The organism is Streptomyces cyanogenus, from assembly GCF_017526105.1.
GTDB lineage: Bacteria > Actinomycetota > Actinomycetes > Streptomycetales > Streptomycetaceae > Streptomyces > Streptomyces cyanogenus.
The window spans coordinates 4,555,149-4,573,346 of record NZ_CP071839.1 but is presented as its reverse complement, the minus strand read 5'-3'; the positions used below and the strand labels follow the sequence as shown (position 1 = coordinate 4,573,346).

The window sequence follows — 18,198 nt, the reverse complement described above, 5'->3', positions numbered from 1 at the left end:
CACGAACATCAACTCGGAGAGACCGTACAGCCGGTGGCCGAAACGCGTCAGACCCTGTGGAAAACTCCGCCGGCGTGGCGGCCGCACCGCCCCGGGACCACGGCCGCCCGACGAACCCGGCACCGGATCAGCCACAGTGCTGCCACCGCGGCCTCCCCTTCAGCGCCTGAACCGGGCATCGCCACCCTGGGTGAGGTGGTCCAGCCGCCGGGCCTGTGGCACGTCACGGCAGCCCGCGAGCACCATGACGTCCTCCAGCTGCGAACGCAGCAGGGACAGGATCCGTTCCACTCCCCGCTGCCCGTCGGCAGCGAGCCCCCAGAGCACCGGACGGCCCACGAGGACGCCGGACGCACCCAGCGCCAGTGCCTTCAGGACATCCGTCCCGCTGCGGATCCCGCCGTCGAGGAGGACTTCCGCCCGGCCCGCGACCGCATCGCAGATCGCGGGCAGCAGCGAAACGCCCGGCGCCACCGTGCCGAGCTGCCGCGTGCCGTGGTGGGAGACCACGATCGCGTCCGCCCCCAGGTGTACGGCGTGGGCGGCATCGTCCGGATGCAGGACTCCTTCGACGACGAGGGGCAGCTCCGTCTGGCCGCGCAGCCAGGCGAGATCCGTCCAGCTGAAGGCGGTGTCGCGGGCGTCGCCCGGGTGCGCGGACACGATGAGCGCCCGGCAGCCCGCGCTCTCCGCACGGTCCACCAGAGCGGCGGCAAGGACGCGGTCGGGCAGCCCGGGCAGCTGGAACCAGGTGTCCGGGCACTCGGCCGTGACGACCTCCAGCAGATGGCCGCTGCGCATGCCGACGGCACAGGGCACACCGGCGGCCGCCGCCGCCCGTGCGGTGGCGATCTCCCCCTCCGGATGGAAGCGCATCAGGCGGTCCATCGGGGCCACGCCCACCGGCAGGGCCGCCTCCGCACCCAGCAGCCGCGTGGACGTACGGCAGTGGGAGAGGCCGGACAGCACGCGCGGGATCAGCTGAACGGCGTCCAGCGCAGCACGGACGGCCGTCACGGTCGTGTCGTCGGCGCTGCCTTCGTCCAGCAGGTCCCGGACATCACCGGGCAGGGCGAGAAGGGCCGCTCGCCGCGCGTCGTCGAGGCCGAGCCAGCGGTCGCAGGCATGGACGACGCCGGCCTCTTCCAGGTCTGTGGCGACGTTATCGGACAGCATGCTCACTTCCGGCTCCTGCCTCGTTCGGATCGCCGGCACAGCGCAGCGCCAGCTCGGACAGCAGCTCCCTCTGCTCGGCCCGGCGCGCCTTCACATAGGCGTACTGCCGCGTCGGCTTGCAGCCGCGGGAGAGCTTCACCGTGTCCGAACCGGTGGAGTAGTGGATGTGCGAGATGCCCTCGGCCAGCGCGATGCGGAGCAACTCGTAGTAGGCGAGGCCGAAGTAGACCGGGAGCTTTCCTTGCGCCTCGTAGTCGAAACCGCCTTGGCGGGCATACATCTGTCCGCCGTGGGTGAAGGTGAGGATGAACCCGATGACGCTGCCGTCCAGGTGAGCGGTCGTCACGCGCGCCGCTTCGCCGGCGTTGGCGGCCACGCTGCGCAGCACGGCCAGGAACGCCTGTGGGTCGGCCCGGGTGCCGTGCTTGGCGTAGAGCGCCATCTCCAGGGGCGACACCTGCTGGATCAGCTGCTCCGTGATGCGCTGGGTGCGGTAGGTGACTCCCGCGGCGTCCAGTACCCGCAGCTCCTTCCTGATCTTCACGCGGTGCCGTGACGGGAACCTCGCCAAGTAGCCGGAGAAGGTGCCGTCCTGGGGGACCTCCAGGGAGTAGGCCGTCTGGCCGGGCAGCGACACGTACCGCTCTGCCTCCAGGACGCCGCGCAGCACCGTGTCGTCCTCGTCGACGTAGAGGAAGGACACCGCTTCCAGGCCCGCCGTCCACGCTTCCCGCTCGGCGGCGCCGACCAGTGCCCGCAGGGCGTGGCGCTGCAGTTCGGCCGGGACCTCGCCGTTCACTGCGGCCCTGGTGTGGGAGGGGTTGCGGCCGCCGCAGGCGAGGGCGGGCATCAGCGCGCCGGGCCAGGTGGCGGGTTCCCCCGTCACCCGCTGATGGATCGTGCCGACGACCCGGCCCGGACTGCAGAAGACGTACGGTGTGCCGGCCTCCAGGGGGTACGCCGGCAGGGCGGCGATCAGCTCCGGCCCCTGGGCAGCCGTGAAGTAGTACGGGGCTGCCGCAGCGGTGGCCTGTGCGTGCCGCAACCACGGGCTCGCCGAGTAGAAGCCGCGCGGTCCGAGCAGGGCGTCCCAGCGTGCCGTGTCCACCTGCTCCAGATCCCGGCAGAGAGCCACGTCCAGGGCCGCGTGGGACGCCTCCTGCTCAGTCATCGAGACTCTCCCCCGGCGTCGAACAGGGGAGTGAGCTGGCCCAGCGCGGACTCGGCGCGGCGTACCGCGTCGCCCGTGGTGTCTCCGACCGCGACGACGTATCCGAGCAGGTCGAGGTTGCTCTCGGCCGGGCGGACCTGGTCACCCGGGTGGACTTCCAGGTCCACCTCGATCACGCCCGGGATCCGGCGCGCGAGGTCCACGCCGTCGATGCGGTCCAGGGTGCCGGCCCGGTGGGCCGCCAGGTAACGGGAGGCCGCGGCCCGGCTGTGCGTGAAGGTGAGATCGGCGGTCTGTCCCGCGTGGAGCCTGACGCACTCGCGCTGGAGGTAGACCCCGGTCGCCTCCCGGATGAGCTGGGTGATCTCCGCGCCGGGCATACGTCCGTTCACCTCGACGATCCGGGGCCCGTCCGCGGTCACCTTGACCTCGACATGCGCGGCACCGAAGTCGTGGCCGACGGCTTCCAGGGCCCGGACGGCCAGTTCGGTGCACTGCTCGCGGACCGCGGCCGACAGCATCGAGGGGAAGGTGTCGCCCATCTCCACGAAGGAGGGGTGGGAGCCGAGCGCCTTGTCGGTGACGCCCAGCACCCGCCGTTCACCGTCGGCCAGGACCGACTCCACGCTGACCTCGTAGCCGACGAGGTACTCCTCGACGAGCGCACCCGGCCGGCGGGGCTGGCCCCGGAAGTCGGTGGGACGGGAGCTGATGTCCCGGTAGGCGGCGAGTACGTCGGCGGGGGTACGGCACAGGGTGACGCCGATGCTGGCCGACTCGGTCATCGGCTTGACCACGCACGGGTAGCCAAACCGGTCGGCGGCCGCGAGAGCGTCGTCCTCGCTCGTCGCCTGGTGGAATCCGGGAACGGCGACTCCGGCCGCCTGGCAGGCGCGGCGCATCAGCAGCTTGTCGCGGCAGTTCCGGGCGGCCTGCGGGGACAGCCCCGGCAGGCCGAAGCGAGCGGCCACCTCGGCGACGATGGGGAGGTTGTAGTCGGTGACGGTCATGACACCGCTCAGGCGGCCCTCCGTGTGGAAGGGTTCCAGGGCCGCTACGACCGCGTCGACACTGTTGGTGTCCGTCTCGATGATGTCGTCGACGTGCTTGGCGAAGATCTCCTCCGCCACGCTGACCACTCGGTAGCGGTCCGGTTCGTTGCTCAGCAGTACGGTGTGGAAGCCCAGCTCGTGGGCGGCGCGGAGCGGGGTCAGCCCGAAGTTGGACAACTGGGTTTCGACGACGGCGAGTACGCCGCGGGGGCTGCTGCTCATGGCTGTGGCTCTCCAGCGTTGGGGGTGGTGACAGACGAGGGGTGGTCCGCCGCACGCGCGCCGGCGACGGCAGAGATGATGGGGCCGCGGGCGGCCAGCGTCAGGACGAGCGCGGCCGCCGTGAACGCGGCGGGCAGGGAGAGCGCCCACGCCGGGCCGAGGCCCTCGGCGATCACACCGGTCAGCGCGGAACCCGCTGCCCCGCCGATCGAGATGAAGCTGCCGACTCCGGCGAACGCCTCGGTCATCCGGTGCTGGGGAGTCATCTCCCCGATGAGCTGGAACTCCTCGGCTCCGGTCGGCGCCATGGGAAGGCCGCTGCACACCAGCAGGGCGCCCAGCAGGACCAGGGCCCACGACGGCGGGAGTCCGGCGCGGTGGGCGAGGGGGAAGGCCGGCAGCGTCGCCAGGGCGGCGGTCAGGACGACCAGAAGCCGGGCATAGCGGCCGAAGGTGCTTCCGGCGCGGCTGCGGGCGCCGTAGAGCAGTCCGCCGAGCACGCTTCCGGCGGACTGGAGCGCCACGAGGCTTCCGGCCAGTTCCGTCGCCGTACCCTGGGCGCGCAGCGCCGCGGTGACCGCCACCGCCAGTGCGGTGGACAGGGCGGCCGTCAGGCCGATGGCGGTGAGCACGGACAGCGCTGCCGCGCCGCGCCGTGCGGACGCCGGCGAGGCGCCCTGGGCGGACGGCGGCTTCGGCCGCTGCCGGCGCACCGCCTCGGCCTGCCCGTATCCGAGTGCGCCGGCGCCCAGCAGCACGGCCGTGGCCAGCAGGGCGTCCCTGGCATCGGTGAGCCAGCCCAGAGCACTGACCACGGACGGCCCCAGGATGAAGAGCAGTTCACTGAGGGTCGCCTCGAACGCATAGGCCCGCTTTCGCAGGTCGGCGTCCTCGGTGAGACTGTTCCACAGGGCTCGGGCGGAGGCTCCCACCGGGGCGGTGGTGAGCCCGGCCGCACCCGCCGCGGCCAGCAGGGCACCGGTGGGTGCCCAGGCCGTGCCGAGTGCGAACCCGGCCAGCAGAAGACCTGTCACGGGACCGGTGATGCGCAGCACCGGTGCGGGGCCGCGCCGGTCCATCAGGCGGCCGTTGACCGGGCTTCCCACGGCACTTCCGAGGGCGTAGGCCGCTCCGGCGCTGCCGCCTGCGGCCAGGGAATGCCCCGATTGCACCATGGCCAGCAGCAGGGCGAGCGGCACCATGGTGCCCGCCAGGCGGGCGAGCGCGCCAGGCAGTGCTGCCGCGCTCGCACCCGGAAGCCTGAGCAGCTCCGCGTAACTCCGGATCAAGAGGGAGCTCCCGTGGACACCTGACGGCCGGGGTCGGCCAGGTGGAACACATCCGCGGTGGTCTCGGCCCGCCAGACGACCTCCTCCCGGTCCCCGTCCACGGCGACCACGGGCCCTCTGGTCCGGATGAAGTTGTTGCTGCGGCCCAGCGAGTAGGCGCCGGTGTCGTGCAGGCAGAGCAGGTCACCGACGCCGATGTCGTCGGGCAGGTCCACCGCGGCGGCGTGGATGTCGTTCTCGTAGCACAGCGGGCCCGCCACCGACCAGTTGCGGGAGACCGGTGAGAACGCGCGGCCGAGCGGGACCAGCCGGTGGACCTCCCCGGTGCCTGCCCAGGGGGCCATGTTGTTGCCGCCGTCCAGGATCAGCCAGTTCGCCTCCGGCAGTTCCTTGCGCGACATGACCCGGGTCACCATGGCCATCGCGTCCGAGACCAGCCAGCGGCCCGGCTCGCAGGCGAGCGCCACCCCGTCCAGCCCCCGGTCCTGCATCTGCTTGTCCACGTCCGACAGCAGCGACGCAAGGTCCAGCACCGGTTCCTCGTCCGGCACCGGATCGCCGCCCTGCAGGCTCCACAGGGCGGACAGCGGCCCGGAGCGGGGGCGGCGGATACCCGGTACGCCGAAGCCTCCGCCGATGTTGACCTCGCGCAGCCCGAACCTCCGGTGGAGGTCCTGGGCTTCGTCCAGTACCCGCTCCAGTGCCCCGAGCATGAGGTCGTGGTGCACGATCTGGCTGCTCAGGTGGGCGTGGACAGCCGTCAGGGACAGGTGCGGACATTCGGCGATCCGCTCGACGAGCCGCGCGAGCTGGGGAGATCCGGCCGGCCAGCCGAACCGGTTGCGGCGGGCCGCCCGCTCGGCCTGAGCACGGTAAGAGGGATCGGACGACGTCGAGACAGGTGTGCCGGGGGAGATCCGCAGCCCCACCTCGACCGTTCGCCCGGCCTGCGCGGCCAGCCGCTCCAGCATGTCGATCTCGTGCTCGGCATCGATGTTGACGCGCACACCGTGCCGGAGGGCCGCCGCCAGTTCGTCCTCGGTCTTGACCGGGCCGTTGAACACCGTCTCCGACGGCGGGAAGCCGGCGGCGAGGGCGGCCTCCAGTTCATAACCGGAGACGACGTCGGCGCCCATGCCGTGGCCGGCGAGCCGGCGGCACAGATACGGCAGGTAGTTGGTCTTCACCGAGTAGTAGGCCCGGACCGGCCTCGCCAGTGCGCCCAGCGCGTCCAGCAGGTGCTCAGCGGCCCGGTCGAGTCGCCGTACGTCCAGGACATGGACCGGAGTGCCGTGGCGGCGGGCCACGGCGACCAGCCGGTCGTAGTCCCAGGCGGGCGGTGCGGAAACGTCGGACGGTGCCCGGTTCACGCTGCTGCTCCCTGTCCGGCTCCGCCGAGTCGTGCCCGGGCGTACGGGGACGTGCCGGTGATCAGCCGGAAGCCCGCGTCGATGGCCTGCCGGTCGGCCAGGTCGGCATAGCGGCGCTGCCACTCGCCCGAGGCGAGGTCCTCGCGCAGGCGTGACACGCCCCGCTCCACGGCCTCCGGGTCGGTGAGCGAGAAGGCGGAGCAGGCGCGGCGCGTCTCGGCGTCGAGATACGCCTCCGGCCGGGCCCAGAACGCCGTCATGAAACCGTCGGTGAAGTCGCGCCAGACGGGGAGTTCGGTGATGTCGCAGGGCCCGAGCAGCGAGGTCAGGCGTTCCAGCGTGGGAACCCGGGAACGTTCCGCCTGCGCGATCTCCGGAACGTAGTCCCGGGTGAACCAGTAGTCCGCCTGGACGTCCATGTCATAGGTGACGATCGCGAAACGCTCGGCGACTCGGAGCAGCTCCGACACGCCGGCTTCCAGGTCCGACCAGTGGTGGACGGTGAGGACCGCCATGGCCGCGTCGAAGGCCTGGTCGTCGAAGGGCAGCGACTCCGCCCGGGCGACGACGCACGGAGCGGCGTCCGGGCCGCGCTGGCTGCGCATCTCCCGGGACGGTTCCACCGCAACGACCCGCATGTCGGTGGGCTCGTAGGCACCGGAACCCGCACCGAGGTTGACGACGGTCCGGGCGTCCCCGAGCGCGGCACGGATGGTGTCGGCCCACCGCTTGTCGGGGCGGCGTACGGCGGAGTATCCGACGCCGATGTGGTTGTAGTGTTCGGCGGTGCTGAGATCCGGCAGAGCCGGAGTTTCGAGGCTGTGGTGGGACATGTTCGCTCAGCCCTCGTTGTTGCTCGCCAGGACCTCGGCCTCGTACTCCTCGCCGTAACGCCGATGCTCCCAGGTGTTGATCGCCACGAGCCACACGTCCCGGTGACCTCCCTCGTCGGTGAGGTGCTGGATGTCGGTGACGTGGTGGAACATGCGCTTGTCGTCGAAGACGATGGCCTGGCCGTCCTGCAGGGTGGTGCGGAAGAACGGTTCACCACCGCCGAGCGGCATGAGCTGGGTCTCACCGCCGGATATGTTGTGGCGCCGGGTGACGGCGACCATGCCGTAGTCATGGCCGTCGCGGTGGGGTCCCTCGGGGGCGGCCACGCCCTCGACGTCAGGCGTGGAGACCACCCTGCACTGGTGGACGTTGAGCTGCCACACCGTGTCCTTGTCCAGCTCCAGGGCCTCGGCTCCGGCGGCGATGAGCGCGCTGGGGTCGACGTTCAGGGGCTCCAGGGTCCGCAGCTGCCCGCCCACCAGGTCGTTGTACTGGCGGGGCTGGGCGAAGTGCCGGTGCGGCAGCAGTTCCAGTTTCCACTCGCCGTCGTGGACGAGGCGGAACTGGGAGAAGCGGCGGTAACGCTGGGTGGAACCCGTGTAAGGGTCGAGCGGCAGTTCCTCGAACTGCGACAGGGTGAAGTCGTCCAGCGGCGGAGTGTCGATGATGGCGAAGCCTTGTGGGTTCAAGCCCATGGAAAATCCCCCAATGTATGAGCCCAGGAGCACCCTGGGGCTCCCTCAAGCGGTGGCGTGACTGTAAGCAGACGTGACCGGTCCGGGGAATGATCTTTATGGCGTGCTCCGCCGACGGCAGTTCGACACTTTGTCAGGTTAACGCTCGGTAACTATTGGGCGAATGCGGAGAGTTGGCTGTAATCGGTGAGTGAGTGGCAATACCGGCAGGTTGTTTGATCGAATGTCAGTTTGCGGTCGCGACCGCCGCGGCGGCGGCCAGGGTGTCGAGCACGTGGCGGATGTCGGGGCGCCTGCCCGTTCCCAGGTGGTACACGGCCTGGACACGGCGGTGGACCGGCGCGGTCAGCATGTGGACGCTGAGTTCCGGGGAGGGTGACGGCAGCGCCAGCCGGGGGATGAGCGCGACTCCCGCGCGGCGCGCGATCAGTGCGGTCAGCACGGTGAAGTCGTTCGCGACGGCGACCGGCTGGGGGACGAACCCGGCAGCTCCGCAGGCACGTTGGGTCATTTCGTGGCAGGCCGTCTCGGGGCCTGGCAGCAGCCAGGGATCCTCGGCGAAGAGCCTCAGGTCGACGGCGGCTCCCGGGCGCAGGCCGTGGCGGGCGGCGTCGGCCGTGTGCAGGACGAGGTGGACGGGCTCCTCGAACAGGGGGCGCTGTTCGCACCCCGGAGGCAGCGAGCGGGGCAGCAGGCTGTAGGTGTGGGTGATCGCGATGTCCACCTGGTGCTTGCGCAGGGCGGACTCGGCGGCATGCGGTTCGTGCTCGACGAGGTGGATGAGCGGAGCGTCGGGAGCCGGCGCCGAGTGCGGGCCGGGCCAGAGCCTGGGCAGGAGGGCGCGCGCGGCGGTGGGAAAGGCCGCGATGCGTACCCGGCTGCGCTCACCGCGGCGCAGGGCGGCGAGTTCGGACTCCGCCGCTGCGAGGTTGCCCAGGACGACATGGGCATGGTCGATGAGGCGCTGCCCCGCGGCGGTGAGTTCGAGTCTGCGGCCGCGCTTGACCAGAAGCTGTACCCCGGCTTCCTTCTCCAGGGCGGCCAGCTGCTGGGAGACCGCAGGGCCCGTCAGGTGCAGCGCGTCCGCGGTGGCCGTGACCGTGCCCTGCACGGCGAACTCGACGAGCAGCCGCAGTCGGCGTACGTCCAACAAGAAGGCCACCTACCGCTTTGGGGAAGAAAAGCTAAATGGACCTTATGGATTCTAGGCGGCAGAGTCGGTGGGGTGAAGCTCAACCGGACCCTGTGCGCGCTGGCTGTCACCGTCGGGTTGTGGGCGACCGCTTTCCCCGCGATCCGTGTGGCTCTGGACGGCTATACGCCGGCTCAGCTCTCCCTGCTGCGTCTGGCGGTCGCCTCCGCCGCCCTCGCGGCCGTGCTCCCGTGGGTGAAGGTGCGCCCGCCCGCGGCGCGGGACCTCCCGCTCGTTCTCCTCGTGGGAGCAACGGGGATGAGTGCCTATCAGCTGCTGCTGAACTGGGGTGAGCTGCACGTGCCCGCCGGCACGGCCGCCCTGATCGTGGCCGTCGTCCCGGCGGTCAGTGCCCTGCTGGCCGCGGCCTTTCTCGGCGAGCGGCTCGGCCCGGCCGGGGTCCTGGGCTCGCTCGTCGCCCTGGCCGGGACGGTCCTCATCGCGACGACGGCCGGCGAGACCCGCTACACCGTGGCCGCCTGGACCGTCCTCGCGGCCGCGGTGGCGCAAGCCGTGTATCACTTCGCGATCAAGCCCCTGCTGCGTCGCTACAGCGGCCTGGAGGTCGCCACCCACGCCATGTGGGCAGGTACGGCGCTGCTGTTGCCGCTCGGCCCCGCCACGGCGCACGCCGTGGCGGACGCCCCGGCCGGCGCCACCCTGGCCGCCCTCTACCTCGGCGTCCTGCCGTCGGCGGCCGGGTTCGTGATCTGGGGGTACGCCGTGGCCCGGCTCACGGTCACCGCCGCCACCGCGGCGCTGTACCTGGTGCCGGTGACCGCTCTCGTGGTGGCGTACGTGTGGCTCGGCGAAAGGCCCGGTCCCGTCCAGCTCCTCGGCGGCCTGGTCACCCTGGCCGGCGTCGCACTGGTCAACCGGCGTCCGGGCGGGCCCGCACCGAGCAGTGACCGGCCGGCCGGGGCAGTGAGCGAGGGTGCCGGGAACACGGCGCCGAAGCAGGGTACGGCCGGCTCGCCGCGTGGCTGAGGAGAGCCGGCCGGCGCCTCAGCCTCCGGGCGCGACCTCCAGTTCCGCTGCCTGGTCGAGACAGAGGATGATCCACTCGGCCAGATTCCGGCCCTGGCGTTCGGCGGCGGTCGCCCACTTGTTTTCCTGCTCGCTGCTGACGCGCACCTGGAGGTGCACGTGCTGCTTGCGTTCCTCCGCCGGGCGGGTGAGGGCCTGACGCACCTGCTGGCGGAGCATGTTGCGGGACCAGCCCTCCCGAGCGGCGCGTTCCAGCCACATTGCGCGTGCCGCAGGATCCAGCGAGGCGACCTCCGCGTGGTGCTGGAAACTGACCTTCGGGTGCCGTTCGGACAATGCGAAACGCCTTGCTATCCAGGCGTAATTACGCAGAGTCTTGTAGTCGAGGCCCGTTTCGTCCATTGCCTGGCGGTACCGGTCGGGATACTTCTCCTGTCCGTAAACCAGCCAGTCTCCGAGCCACCAGCAGGACGAGTCCGATATCAAGAAGAGGTGCTTGCCGAACCGTTTCCATTCGGTCAGCGAGAAGTCCGGTGGCAGGGAGAGGCCGGTGCGGCGCGTGAGCGCCTGATTGTTGAGCGGCAGTGGGGGCACCTTGCGGACATCGGTCAGGGTGGCTGATTTCCCCATGCAGATCACTTCCTTGGTAAGGGCTGACTCATGGTCCGATGCGAGGTGTTGCCTGGATGCGAAGCCCTGGGGCCAGGGCTGTCACCCCTGCGGAACCCGACCTTCCGGCCGATGCGGTGGCAAAGGACGATGTTCGCCAAACCGGACCTCTCCGCATGTCATTTCGGTCGAGGTGTCAAGGGTGCAGGGTGTGATGTCGCCAATGTGTCATCGATCTGAGCGCACGTCAGTGTGGCATTGGACGGGCGCCACGGTCTAGATCGTTTAGCTGTCATTAATGGGTCAGGCCCGGAAAGGCCACTGCATGGGGTGGCGAGTGGCGAAGAATGTCCGGACTGACGGTCCGTGGGCAGCAAGAGTTCCGTGGTATGTATTGATGATCTTGACGCGCTGTGCCGGCTGTTCCAAGGGGGAGGACGATGGAGTCGCGAATCGACTCGGACGAGGTCTCTCGGCCCTCGGTCCAGCCGCAGACCCTGGCGCTGGGACAGGAGGCCGAGGTGCGCCGCCTCATCGAGCGCACCGCGACGGCGCTGCGCGACATGGCCGGTGAGTTCGAGCATCTCGGCGACTCCCTCGGCCGTACGCCGCCCCCACCGCAACCCGACGTGGCGTCGTACACCCTGGAGTACCTGACCGAGCCCGAGAAGATCGCGGAGGCGTTGTCGGACGCCGCCGCCGTCGCCGTGACCGAGATCCTGAGCACCCATCCCGGACCGGTTCCCCCGGACGCCGAACTCGCCGCGGAGCTGAAGCGTACGCGACACGCACGCGCGCGGGACGTGGTCGTGCGCAGCGTCTACGGCGAGTGCTACTTCAAGTCGCCCAACGGGGCCAAGCATCTGCGCAGCCTGACCGGGCTCGGAGTGCAGGTGAGACTGCTCGGCTCGGTCCCGCTCCGGCTGATCGTGAGTGACGGCCTGACCATGTTCTCGGGACCGGAGGACGACGGCCTGGCCGTTCTGCGCCCCGAACTCATCACCAGGGCCGCGCGCCGGGTTCTGGAGTACTGGTGGGTCACCGCGACGCCGCTGGACGACCTCGTCGACCGGCTGCGGGAGAGCCCCACGCCGCAGGAGCAGGCGATCCTGCGGCTGATGTCGGCCGGGGTCCGCGACGAGGTGATCGCCCGGGAGATCGGGGTGTCGATCCGCACACTGCGCAGGACGCTCGCGGCGGTCATGGACAAACTGGGTGCCGAGAACCGTTTCCAGGCGGGCATCAAGGCGGTGGCGAGGGGCTGGTTGTAGTCCGGTTCCGCGATCGCGTACGCGACTCGTGCGTCATCGCGCCTGCGTCGCCGCGTCCGTGCGGCGGGTCGTGACGCGCACCGCGGACGCCCACCGGCGGCTCAGGGCGTCGATGTCGGCGTCGAGCGGAGCGTCGCCCACGACGGAGACCGACCGGGCCCCGGAGTCCATCTGCTCGCCCAGCACCGCACCCGCCTCGCGGGCCATCAGCACGGCCGTGCAGCGACCCGGGGCCCCCGCGTCGGTGGCCTCGGCACCGGGCCACCGGCCGTCGCGCTGGATCCACGAGACCTCGGTGCCCTCTGCGTCGACGGCGACATCGGCCAGCGTGCCGCTGTCGTGGTCGAGATAGCGCTGGGCGGCTCGGCGGCTGGGCTGCGGGTAGTCGGGTTTGATGCCCAGGGCCAGGTCGACGATCGCCGGTTCCATCGGGGCACCGGTCGCCAGGTGCCACAGCATGGTGATCGCGTCGCCGGGCAGCCGTGCGGCGACCTCCATGAGGACGGCCCGGCCACGCGACAGCCGGAACTCGGCGTGCGTGATCCCGCTGCGCAGACCGAGCCTCGACAGCACCCCCGCGTTCGCCGACAGCAGGGCCTCCTCCTCGGCAGGTGCGAGGCCGGGGGCCGGGCTGGTGTGGCCCATCTCGGTGAAGAAACGGCCACCGTCCTCGTTGGTGCGCTTGGCGGTGATGCCGGACCACAGCACCTCCCCCTCGTGGACCAGGGCCTCCACCGAGAACTCCGGTCCCTCCACCAGCTCTTCGAGCAGGACGGACTCCCCGGGGCCGTACTGCGTGAGGGCGGCGCGCAGTTCCTCGACGTCGTCGACCCGGCGCACGCCCGAGCTGTACATGCGGCCGGCCGGCTTCACGACGGCCGGATAGCAGGGAGGCTCCGCGTGGGAGCGTTCGGCCGGGGCGACAGCGCGCCAGCGCGGGCCGAAGGAGTCCAGTGCCGTCCGCTGCATGATCTTGTCCCGGCAGACGCGGGACGCCCAGCCGCCCGGGCCGGGCAGACGGAGCAGCTCGCCCAGGGCACCCGCCGGGTCCACGAAGACCTCGCCGCAGCAGATCGACGCCTTGACGTCGTACTCCCGCACCCAGTCCTGCACCGCGCAGAGCACCGTGTCCACCGAGGGGTCGGGGACCTGGACCACCTCGTTCATCAGCGACAACGGGTGGGCGGGGTCGGCCATGTGGGCGCGCAGCCGGTCCATCGCAGTGTCCGGCCCGACGAGGACCAGCGGTACGAGCTCCCGGGAGACGATCTCCTCGATCAGCCGGGTCTGCCGCGCGAGGACGACCAGGTCGCTCATCACGATCACCGCGGGCCTGTGGACCGCCGGCTGCGTACGGTTGTCGGAGTGCATGGGGTTACCTCACGAGGGGGGTGGCAGGGTCAGACCGGGGCGGAGTCCGCAGCCTCGTCCGTGGTACCGGCCGGGTCGGCGGCGTACTCGTTCGGCAGCACCCCGGCGATCTCGGCGCGCAGGCGCAGCACCGTGACGGCGAAGACGGCGAAGCTGACGGCGAGCAGCGCGACGAAGGTGGTCATGGAGGCGCGCAGGCCCAGGAAGCCGCCCGCCCATCCGCCGAGGAGAGCGCCGAGTCCGATCGGCCCGAACGCGAAGAAGCGGTAGGCGGCCGAGACGCTGCCGAGCCGGTCGGGCGGGGTGAGGATCTGGCGCAGTGAGACGGCGTGCACGTTGTACAGCGTCATTCCGAAGCCGTAGATCAGGAACGCCGCGCTCGCCATCGTCATCAGCACGAGGCGGGGACCCGTGGCGAACACGAGCAGCATCGGGGTCAGGGAGGCCAGCCCCATGCCGGCCACCAGAGCCCGCACGGTGGACATCCGGCCGCCACGGCCTCCGGCCACCACGGCTCCGAGCACGGTGCCCACGCCGCCCACGGTGATCGTCATGCCGACCGAACCGGGGGACAGCCCCCAGATCCGCACGGCGAGCAGCAGATAGATCGTCAGGACCGCCTGTTCGAGGAAGTTGAACAGGCCGGCCTGCACGGTCGTCACCCGCAGGATCGGGTGGCGCAGCAGAAAACCCATGCCGGAGAGCGTCGCGGCCCACACACGCGACTTCTCCCCGGTCTTCGGCACAGGGCGGCGGGGAAAGCGCAAGGTCAGGCTCAGCAGGCCGGCCACCAGACAGAGCGCGCTGATCACCCCCAGCCCGGGGCCGGAGCCGAAGCGGTCGTAGAGCAGGCCCGCGGCGCCCGGTGCGCCGACCAGGCACATGGAGTAGACGAACTCCAGCCGGCCGTTCGCCGCGACGAGTCGCTCCGGCGGCACCAGGTCCGGCGGTACCGTCTGCGCGCACATGTCCGCGAACGCCACCAGGCAGCCCATGACGGTGCACACCCCGACCAGCACCAGGACGCGGTGCGCGCCGTCGCCGTAGAGCGGCACCAGCAGCAGCGCCGCGCTGTTGCCCAGGTAGGCGGCGGCGAAACAGGTACGGCGGTCCCAGCGGTCGAAGGCGCCGCCGAAGAGCAGGGCCACCGCAAGGACGGGGAAGTACTGGAGGGCGTTGAGGAAGCCCAGCACCGCCGGGCTGACCGCGTAGCCGCTGATGGCGAGCATCGGCAGGAACAGCAGCGCCACCTTGGCACCGACCTGCGCGCAGATCTGGATCAGCCAGAACCTGAGGAAGCGGCCGGTCAGGACGCGCCCCGCGCCCCCGCTCACAGAAGCTCCGTCAGGCCGGGGTCCGCGAGGGCGCCCGCCACCGTCTTCGAGTCGCCGACCAGCCCCCGCAGGGTGCGCGCGTTGGCCGCGGCCACCTGCTCGTCGCGTCCCTCAAGGACGCTGTCCTCGCTGAGGTCCAGCAGCCACAGCCCGTGCAGCCGCCCGCCCCGCAGTGCCTTGGCCTCGGCTGCCTCGATGCCCGCGTGCATGCGGCGCACACCGCGCTCCGAGGCCTGCTGCAGGGGCAGGTAGTAGACGACGTTGAAGTACTCGGCGGCACCGGCGAGGTGCTCGTAGTCGAATCCGGCGGCGCGCAGGTAGAGGGAGTCGCCCCACACGTAGTACAGGCAGAAGCCGATGGGCCGGCCGTCGGCGGTGCGGGCCAGGAAGACCTCGGTGCGGCCCCGCATCGCGCGGGCCTGGTCCTCGAAGGACTCCGCGAGCACGGTGGCGTCGGCCGGGTGACCGTAGCGGTGCTGGGTGCAGGCGAGCAGGTAACCGGCCTCCTCGCAGCACTCCTCCAGGGTCAGGTGCTCCACGCGGTACCCGGCCTCCTCGAACCGGCGGCGGTCGCGGCGCACCCGGACGGAACGCTTGTAACCGAGGCTCTCCAGATAGCCCTCCCAGCCGCCGTCGGGCACGGGGATCCAGGCCTCCAGCTGGAGCAGCACCGGTGGCGCCGTCACGCCGGCCCGCCTGAACGCCCCGACCGTACGCTCGTCCAGGTACATCGCCACGCACGGCACCGGGTCCGGGGCCGGAGCCTCGGTGAGCTCCCGGACCAGCGGTTCGGCGGCCAGCTTGCGCAGTTCGGGAAGGAGCGCGGCGGCGGCCTCGTCGTGGGACAGGTCCGGCGCGTGCAGCAACTGCGTGTGGTAGCCGCGGTGCTGACCTGCCATCAGCCCCTTGCCGCCGGGGCTCGGCAGACCGAGACCGGTCAGGTGCTCGTGCCACTGGTAGAAGGAGTTGTCCATGCTGCGGACGGCCGTCACCGGCATCACGGCCTGGGGCTGGTCCGCACTGCCGGTGTGCACCGCGCCGACGCGGCCGGGGTCGTCCCCGTGGCAGAAGGAGAGCCAGCCGGAGGACGCGTACATGTGGGGACCGACCAGGCGGTCCCAGCTACCGGGGGCTATGCCCCCGGTAGCCGTGACGAAGGAGTTCATCCTCACCTCAGGTGGTGGAGCATCGGCAGGGTCAGAGTGCGCACCGTACTGCCGACTCTGCTGCGCAGTACAACTTCACCGCCCGCGCAGTGCAGTTGTACCGTCCGCTCCTCCGACCACCCGGCGTAGCGGAACTCCCCGTCCTCCAGGTGAATCAGCCGGACCGGCGCCGCTCCCTCGTAGGTGAGCAGCAGGTGGTCCTCCTCCGCGTGCACCGTGGCGCGGCGCCGCGGCACGGCCGGGTCGAGGAACGCCCCGTCCTCCTCCTCCCAGTCGGTGAAGGTCTCCGGCACCTCGAAGGCACACTCCCACTCCTTCGGAGAGCCGGGCAGCGGCGTGGCCGGACGGTTCAGTACGGCACCGCCCTCCAACAGGAACTCCCGCCAGGAATCGGGGAAGATCTCCGCCAGCTCCGGCACCACCAGGCAGTCGATCACCAGATGGACCCGGGGTTCCGTGCCGTCGTTGCCCACCTGGTGGTTGCGGCTGAAGTCGCCGAACCAGAACTCGCCCGGCTGCCAGCAGTGCTCCTCGCCGTCGAGGTGCAGAAGGGCGTCCGGATTGGTGGTGATGGGCACGTGCAGCCGGGCCACGCCCCACGACGGGCCGTACTTGGTGTCGAAGTGCAGGTGGCTGTGCGTGCCCGGGCCCAGCGCCATGTAGCGAACGGCGCGCAGCGGTGCGGGGATGCTGCGCAGCACCTCCCGGGCCTGCGGGGTGCGCTCCAGCCACGGGGTGTCGGCGAAGTCGACCGGGCCCGGGCCGCCGGGGTCGGTGCGATCGCCGTCCCCGCCGGGGCTGCGCAGCGCCAGGCAGGTCCAGTCGACCTTGGAGGCCTGGCCGATCTGGTCGCCGTACACGCGCTGGCGCTGCCAGGCGTGCCGGCGGACCTGGTCGAGCTCGGCGGCGAGGGCGGCCCCGTCGAAGGTGGGCTTCAGCCGGGCCGTGGCGCCCGGCTGCCGGACGGTGGTCGTCACACCGCCTCCGTCTTCAGGTCGTCGGGGATGATCTCGTTCGCCGTCAGCTGGTCGATGGTCTGCCGGGCGCGGATGAGGGTGAAGGAGCCGTCCGGGCGGCGCAGCACCTCGGGCGCCTCCGGGTAGGAGTTGAAGTTCTTCATCGACATGCTGGCGCAGTAGCCGCCGGAACGCTCGACGACGAGGTAGTCGCCCGGCTCCACCGCGCCCAGCCGCACCGGGCTGAGTTCCTCGACCGACCCGGGGCGGGTGGTCAGCACGTCACCGGCGATGCAGCAGTGGCCGGCCACGTCGCTGCGCGGGCCCTCGGGCGGCAGTTCGCCCTCGCGGGTCACGGCCACCACCGGGTGCGGCGAGCCGTAGTAGGAGGGCCGGAGGATCTCGGTGAGCCCGGCGTTGATCTTCACGAACCGCCGGCCCTCGTCGCCGGTGGTCACCACGTCGATGACCTTGGCGACGATCGATCCGGCGTTCGCGACGAGGAAGGTGCCGGGCTCCATCTCCATGTGCAGCTCGCGGCCCGTCTGCTCGGCGAACAGCCGCAGGTCGGAGGCGAGTTCCTCGGCCCACTCGGAGTGGTCGTACTCGGGGTCGTCCGCCATCACCGTGATGCGGTAGCCGCCGCCCAGGTCGACGGCGCGCACATCCCCGAAGTCCTTGGCGATCTCCAGCAGGCGGCGCGCGGCCGGCAGGAGGACGTCGGCGTGGTGCCCGGAGCCGATGTGCACGTGGAGCCGGGTGACCGTGAGGTCGTAGCGCTCGGCGATGGCCTTCACCTCGGGCACCTGCTCGTGCCAGATGCCGAAGCTGGAGTCGGGGCCGCCCGAGGTCAGCCGGCGGACCAGGCCCGAGCCGAAGCCCGGGTTGATGCGCACGGACACCTCGGTGCCGGGGAAGGCCTCGCCGTACTCGGTGAGCTGCTGCAGCGACCCGGCGTCGAACTGCAGGCCGCGGCGGATCAGGTCGGGCAGCTCCGCGGAGCCGAAGTCGGCCTCCTGCGCGGTCATCAGGATCTTCTCCGGGGCCACGCCGGCCCGGACGGCACGGATGACCTCCCACACGGAGCTGGCGTCGAAGTGCACTCCCAGGCTGTCGAAGAGCCGGATCACGGCGGCGCTCGGCGACGCCTTGAGGGAGTAACGGATCGTGTGTCCGTAGGCGCTGGGGAGGTCCTTCAGCAGGGCGACCCCGTCGCGGATGCGCTGCTCGTCGTAGACGAAGACCGGGGTGCCGAAGGTCTCGGCCACGTGGCGGACCTCTGCCGGGGACAGGAACTTGAGCTGCTCCAGGGCGGGGCCCGGGGACGAGTCGGTCTGGACGGACATCAGGTGTGATTCCTTTCGCGTGGTCCCGCTGTCACCGGGTCATGCAGTTCTGGGAGCTGTCCCGGTAGGTGATCCGGCCGGTGAAGACGTCCTTGTAGAAGGACCAGTAGGACGGGGCGACCGTCTCCACGCGCTCCTCGATCACCTGGTGCAGGGC

At 71.1% G+C, this 18,198-nt stretch carries 16 protein-coding genes; 2 read left to right on the top strand and 14 right to left on the bottom strand.

The window, feature by feature from the left end:
* Positions 1 to 159 precede the first annotated feature (159 nt).
* The 8 genes from S1361_RS20550 to S1361_RS20515 all read right to left on the bottom strand — a co-directional run bounded on the left by S1361_RS20550 (position 160) and on the right by S1361_RS20515 (position 8,959).
* Positions 160 to 1,176: an alpha-hydroxy-acid oxidizing protein gene (locus tag S1361_RS20550; RefSeq protein WP_243769241.1), complete on the bottom strand. Its 1,017-nt coding sequence runs from the start codon at positions 1,174 to 1,176 to the stop codon at positions 160 to 162.
* Positions 1,163 to 2,347 (bottom strand): GNAT family N-acetyltransferase, encoded by a 1,185-nt coding sequence (locus S1361_RS20545; protein WP_208033272.1) that lies wholly within the window; start codon positions 2,345 to 2,347, stop codon positions 1,163 to 1,165. The genes S1361_RS20550 and S1361_RS20545 overlap by 14 nt, the downstream gene beginning before the upstream one ends.
* On the bottom strand, positions 2,344 to 3,621 hold the full coding sequence (locus S1361_RS20540) for an ATP-grasp domain-containing protein (RefSeq protein ID WP_208033271.1): 1,278 nt from the start codon (positions 3,619 to 3,621) through the stop codon (positions 2,344 to 2,346). The genes S1361_RS20545 and S1361_RS20540 overlap by 4 nt, the downstream gene beginning before the upstream one ends.
* The gene (locus tag S1361_RS20535; protein ID WP_208033270.1) at positions 3,618 to 4,910 is read right to left on the bottom strand and encodes an MFS transporter; all 1,293 of its coding nucleotides are present in this window, start codon (positions 4,908 to 4,910) and stop codon (positions 3,618 to 3,620) included. Before S1361_RS20535 ends, S1361_RS20540 begins: the two co-directional genes overlap by 4 nt.
* Positions 4,907 to 6,280: a diaminopimelate decarboxylase family protein gene (locus S1361_RS20530; RefSeq protein WP_208033269.1), complete on the bottom strand. Its 1,374-nt coding sequence runs from the start codon at positions 6,278 to 6,280 to the stop codon at positions 4,907 to 4,909. Before S1361_RS20530 ends, S1361_RS20535 begins: the two co-directional genes overlap by 4 nt.
* Positions 6,277 to 7,113, bottom strand: a complete 837-nt coding sequence (locus S1361_RS20525; RefSeq protein WP_208033268.1) for a class I SAM-dependent methyltransferase — start codon at positions 7,111 to 7,113, stop codon at positions 6,277 to 6,279. The genes S1361_RS20530 and S1361_RS20525 overlap by 4 nt, the downstream gene beginning before the upstream one ends.
* A gap of 6 nt (positions 7,114 to 7,119) precedes the next feature.
* On the bottom strand, positions 7,120 to 7,809 hold the full coding sequence (locus tag S1361_RS20520; RefSeq protein ID WP_208033267.1) for a 2OG-Fe dioxygenase family protein: 690 nt from the start codon (positions 7,807 to 7,809) through the stop codon (positions 7,120 to 7,122).
* Positions 7,810 to 8,035: 226 nt separating this feature from the next.
* Complete coding sequence (locus S1361_RS20515; protein ID WP_243769240.1) at positions 8,036 to 8,959, bottom strand: LysR family transcriptional regulator; 924 nt, start codon at positions 8,957 to 8,959, stop codon at positions 8,036 to 8,038.
* Positions 8,960 to 9,034: 75 nt separating this feature from the next.
* Here S1361_RS20515 and S1361_RS20510 point away from each other — a divergent pair, with 75 nt between their 5' ends.
* Positions 9,035 to 9,988 (top strand): DMT family transporter, encoded by a 954-nt coding sequence (locus S1361_RS20510; protein ID WP_208033265.1) that lies wholly within the window; start codon positions 9,035 to 9,037, stop codon positions 9,986 to 9,988.
* 18 nt (positions 9,989 to 10,006) lie between these two features.
* Here S1361_RS20510 and S1361_RS20505 read toward each other — a convergent pair whose 3' ends face one another.
* Positions 10,007 to 10,618, bottom strand: a complete 612-nt coding sequence (locus tag S1361_RS20505) for an LmbU family transcriptional regulator (RefSeq protein WP_208033264.1) — start codon at positions 10,616 to 10,618, stop codon at positions 10,007 to 10,009.
* 419 nt (positions 10,619 to 11,037) lie between these two features.
* Between S1361_RS20505 and S1361_RS20500 the strand changes: the two genes are divergently transcribed.
* Positions 11,038 to 11,868 carry a helix-turn-helix transcriptional regulator gene (locus S1361_RS20500; protein WP_208033263.1) on the top strand — a complete coding sequence of 277 codons (831 nt, stop codon included), beginning with the start codon at positions 11,038 to 11,040 and terminating at the stop codon, positions 11,866 to 11,868.
* A 33-nt stretch (positions 11,869 to 11,901) separates the two neighbouring features.
* Here S1361_RS20500 and S1361_RS20495 read toward each other — a convergent pair whose 3' ends face one another.
* Genes S1361_RS20495 through S1361_RS20475 form a run of 5 tightly spaced genes read right to left on the bottom strand, consistent with a single transcriptional unit; the run spans position 11,902 to position 18,041 of the window.
* A complete protein-coding gene (locus S1361_RS20495) occupies positions 11,902 to 13,239 on the bottom strand; it encodes an ATP-grasp domain-containing protein (RefSeq protein WP_208033262.1) in 1,338 nt (445 codons plus the stop codon).
* Positions 13,240 to 13,268: 29 nt separating this feature from the next.
* The gene (locus tag S1361_RS20490; RefSeq protein WP_208033261.1) at positions 13,269 to 14,573 is read right to left on the bottom strand and encodes an MFS transporter; all 1,305 of its coding nucleotides are present in this window, start codon (positions 14,571 to 14,573) and stop codon (positions 13,269 to 13,271) included.
* The gene (locus S1361_RS20485) at positions 14,570 to 15,739 is read right to left on the bottom strand and encodes a GNAT family N-acetyltransferase (protein WP_208033260.1); all 1,170 of its coding nucleotides are present in this window, start codon (positions 15,737 to 15,739) and stop codon (positions 14,570 to 14,572) included. The genes S1361_RS20490 and S1361_RS20485 overlap by 4 nt, the downstream gene beginning before the upstream one ends.
* A 2-nt stretch (positions 15,740 to 15,741) precedes the next feature.
* Complete coding sequence (locus S1361_RS20480; RefSeq protein ID WP_208033259.1) at positions 15,742 to 16,716, bottom strand: aspartyl/asparaginyl beta-hydroxylase domain-containing protein; 975 nt, start codon at positions 16,714 to 16,716, stop codon at positions 15,742 to 15,744.
* Positions 16,713 to 18,041, bottom strand: a complete 1,329-nt coding sequence (locus tag S1361_RS20475; protein ID WP_208033258.1) for a diaminopimelate decarboxylase — start codon at positions 18,039 to 18,041, stop codon at positions 16,713 to 16,715. Before S1361_RS20475 ends, S1361_RS20480 begins: the two co-directional genes overlap by 4 nt.
* Positions 18,042 to 18,198: the final 157 nt, after the last annotated feature.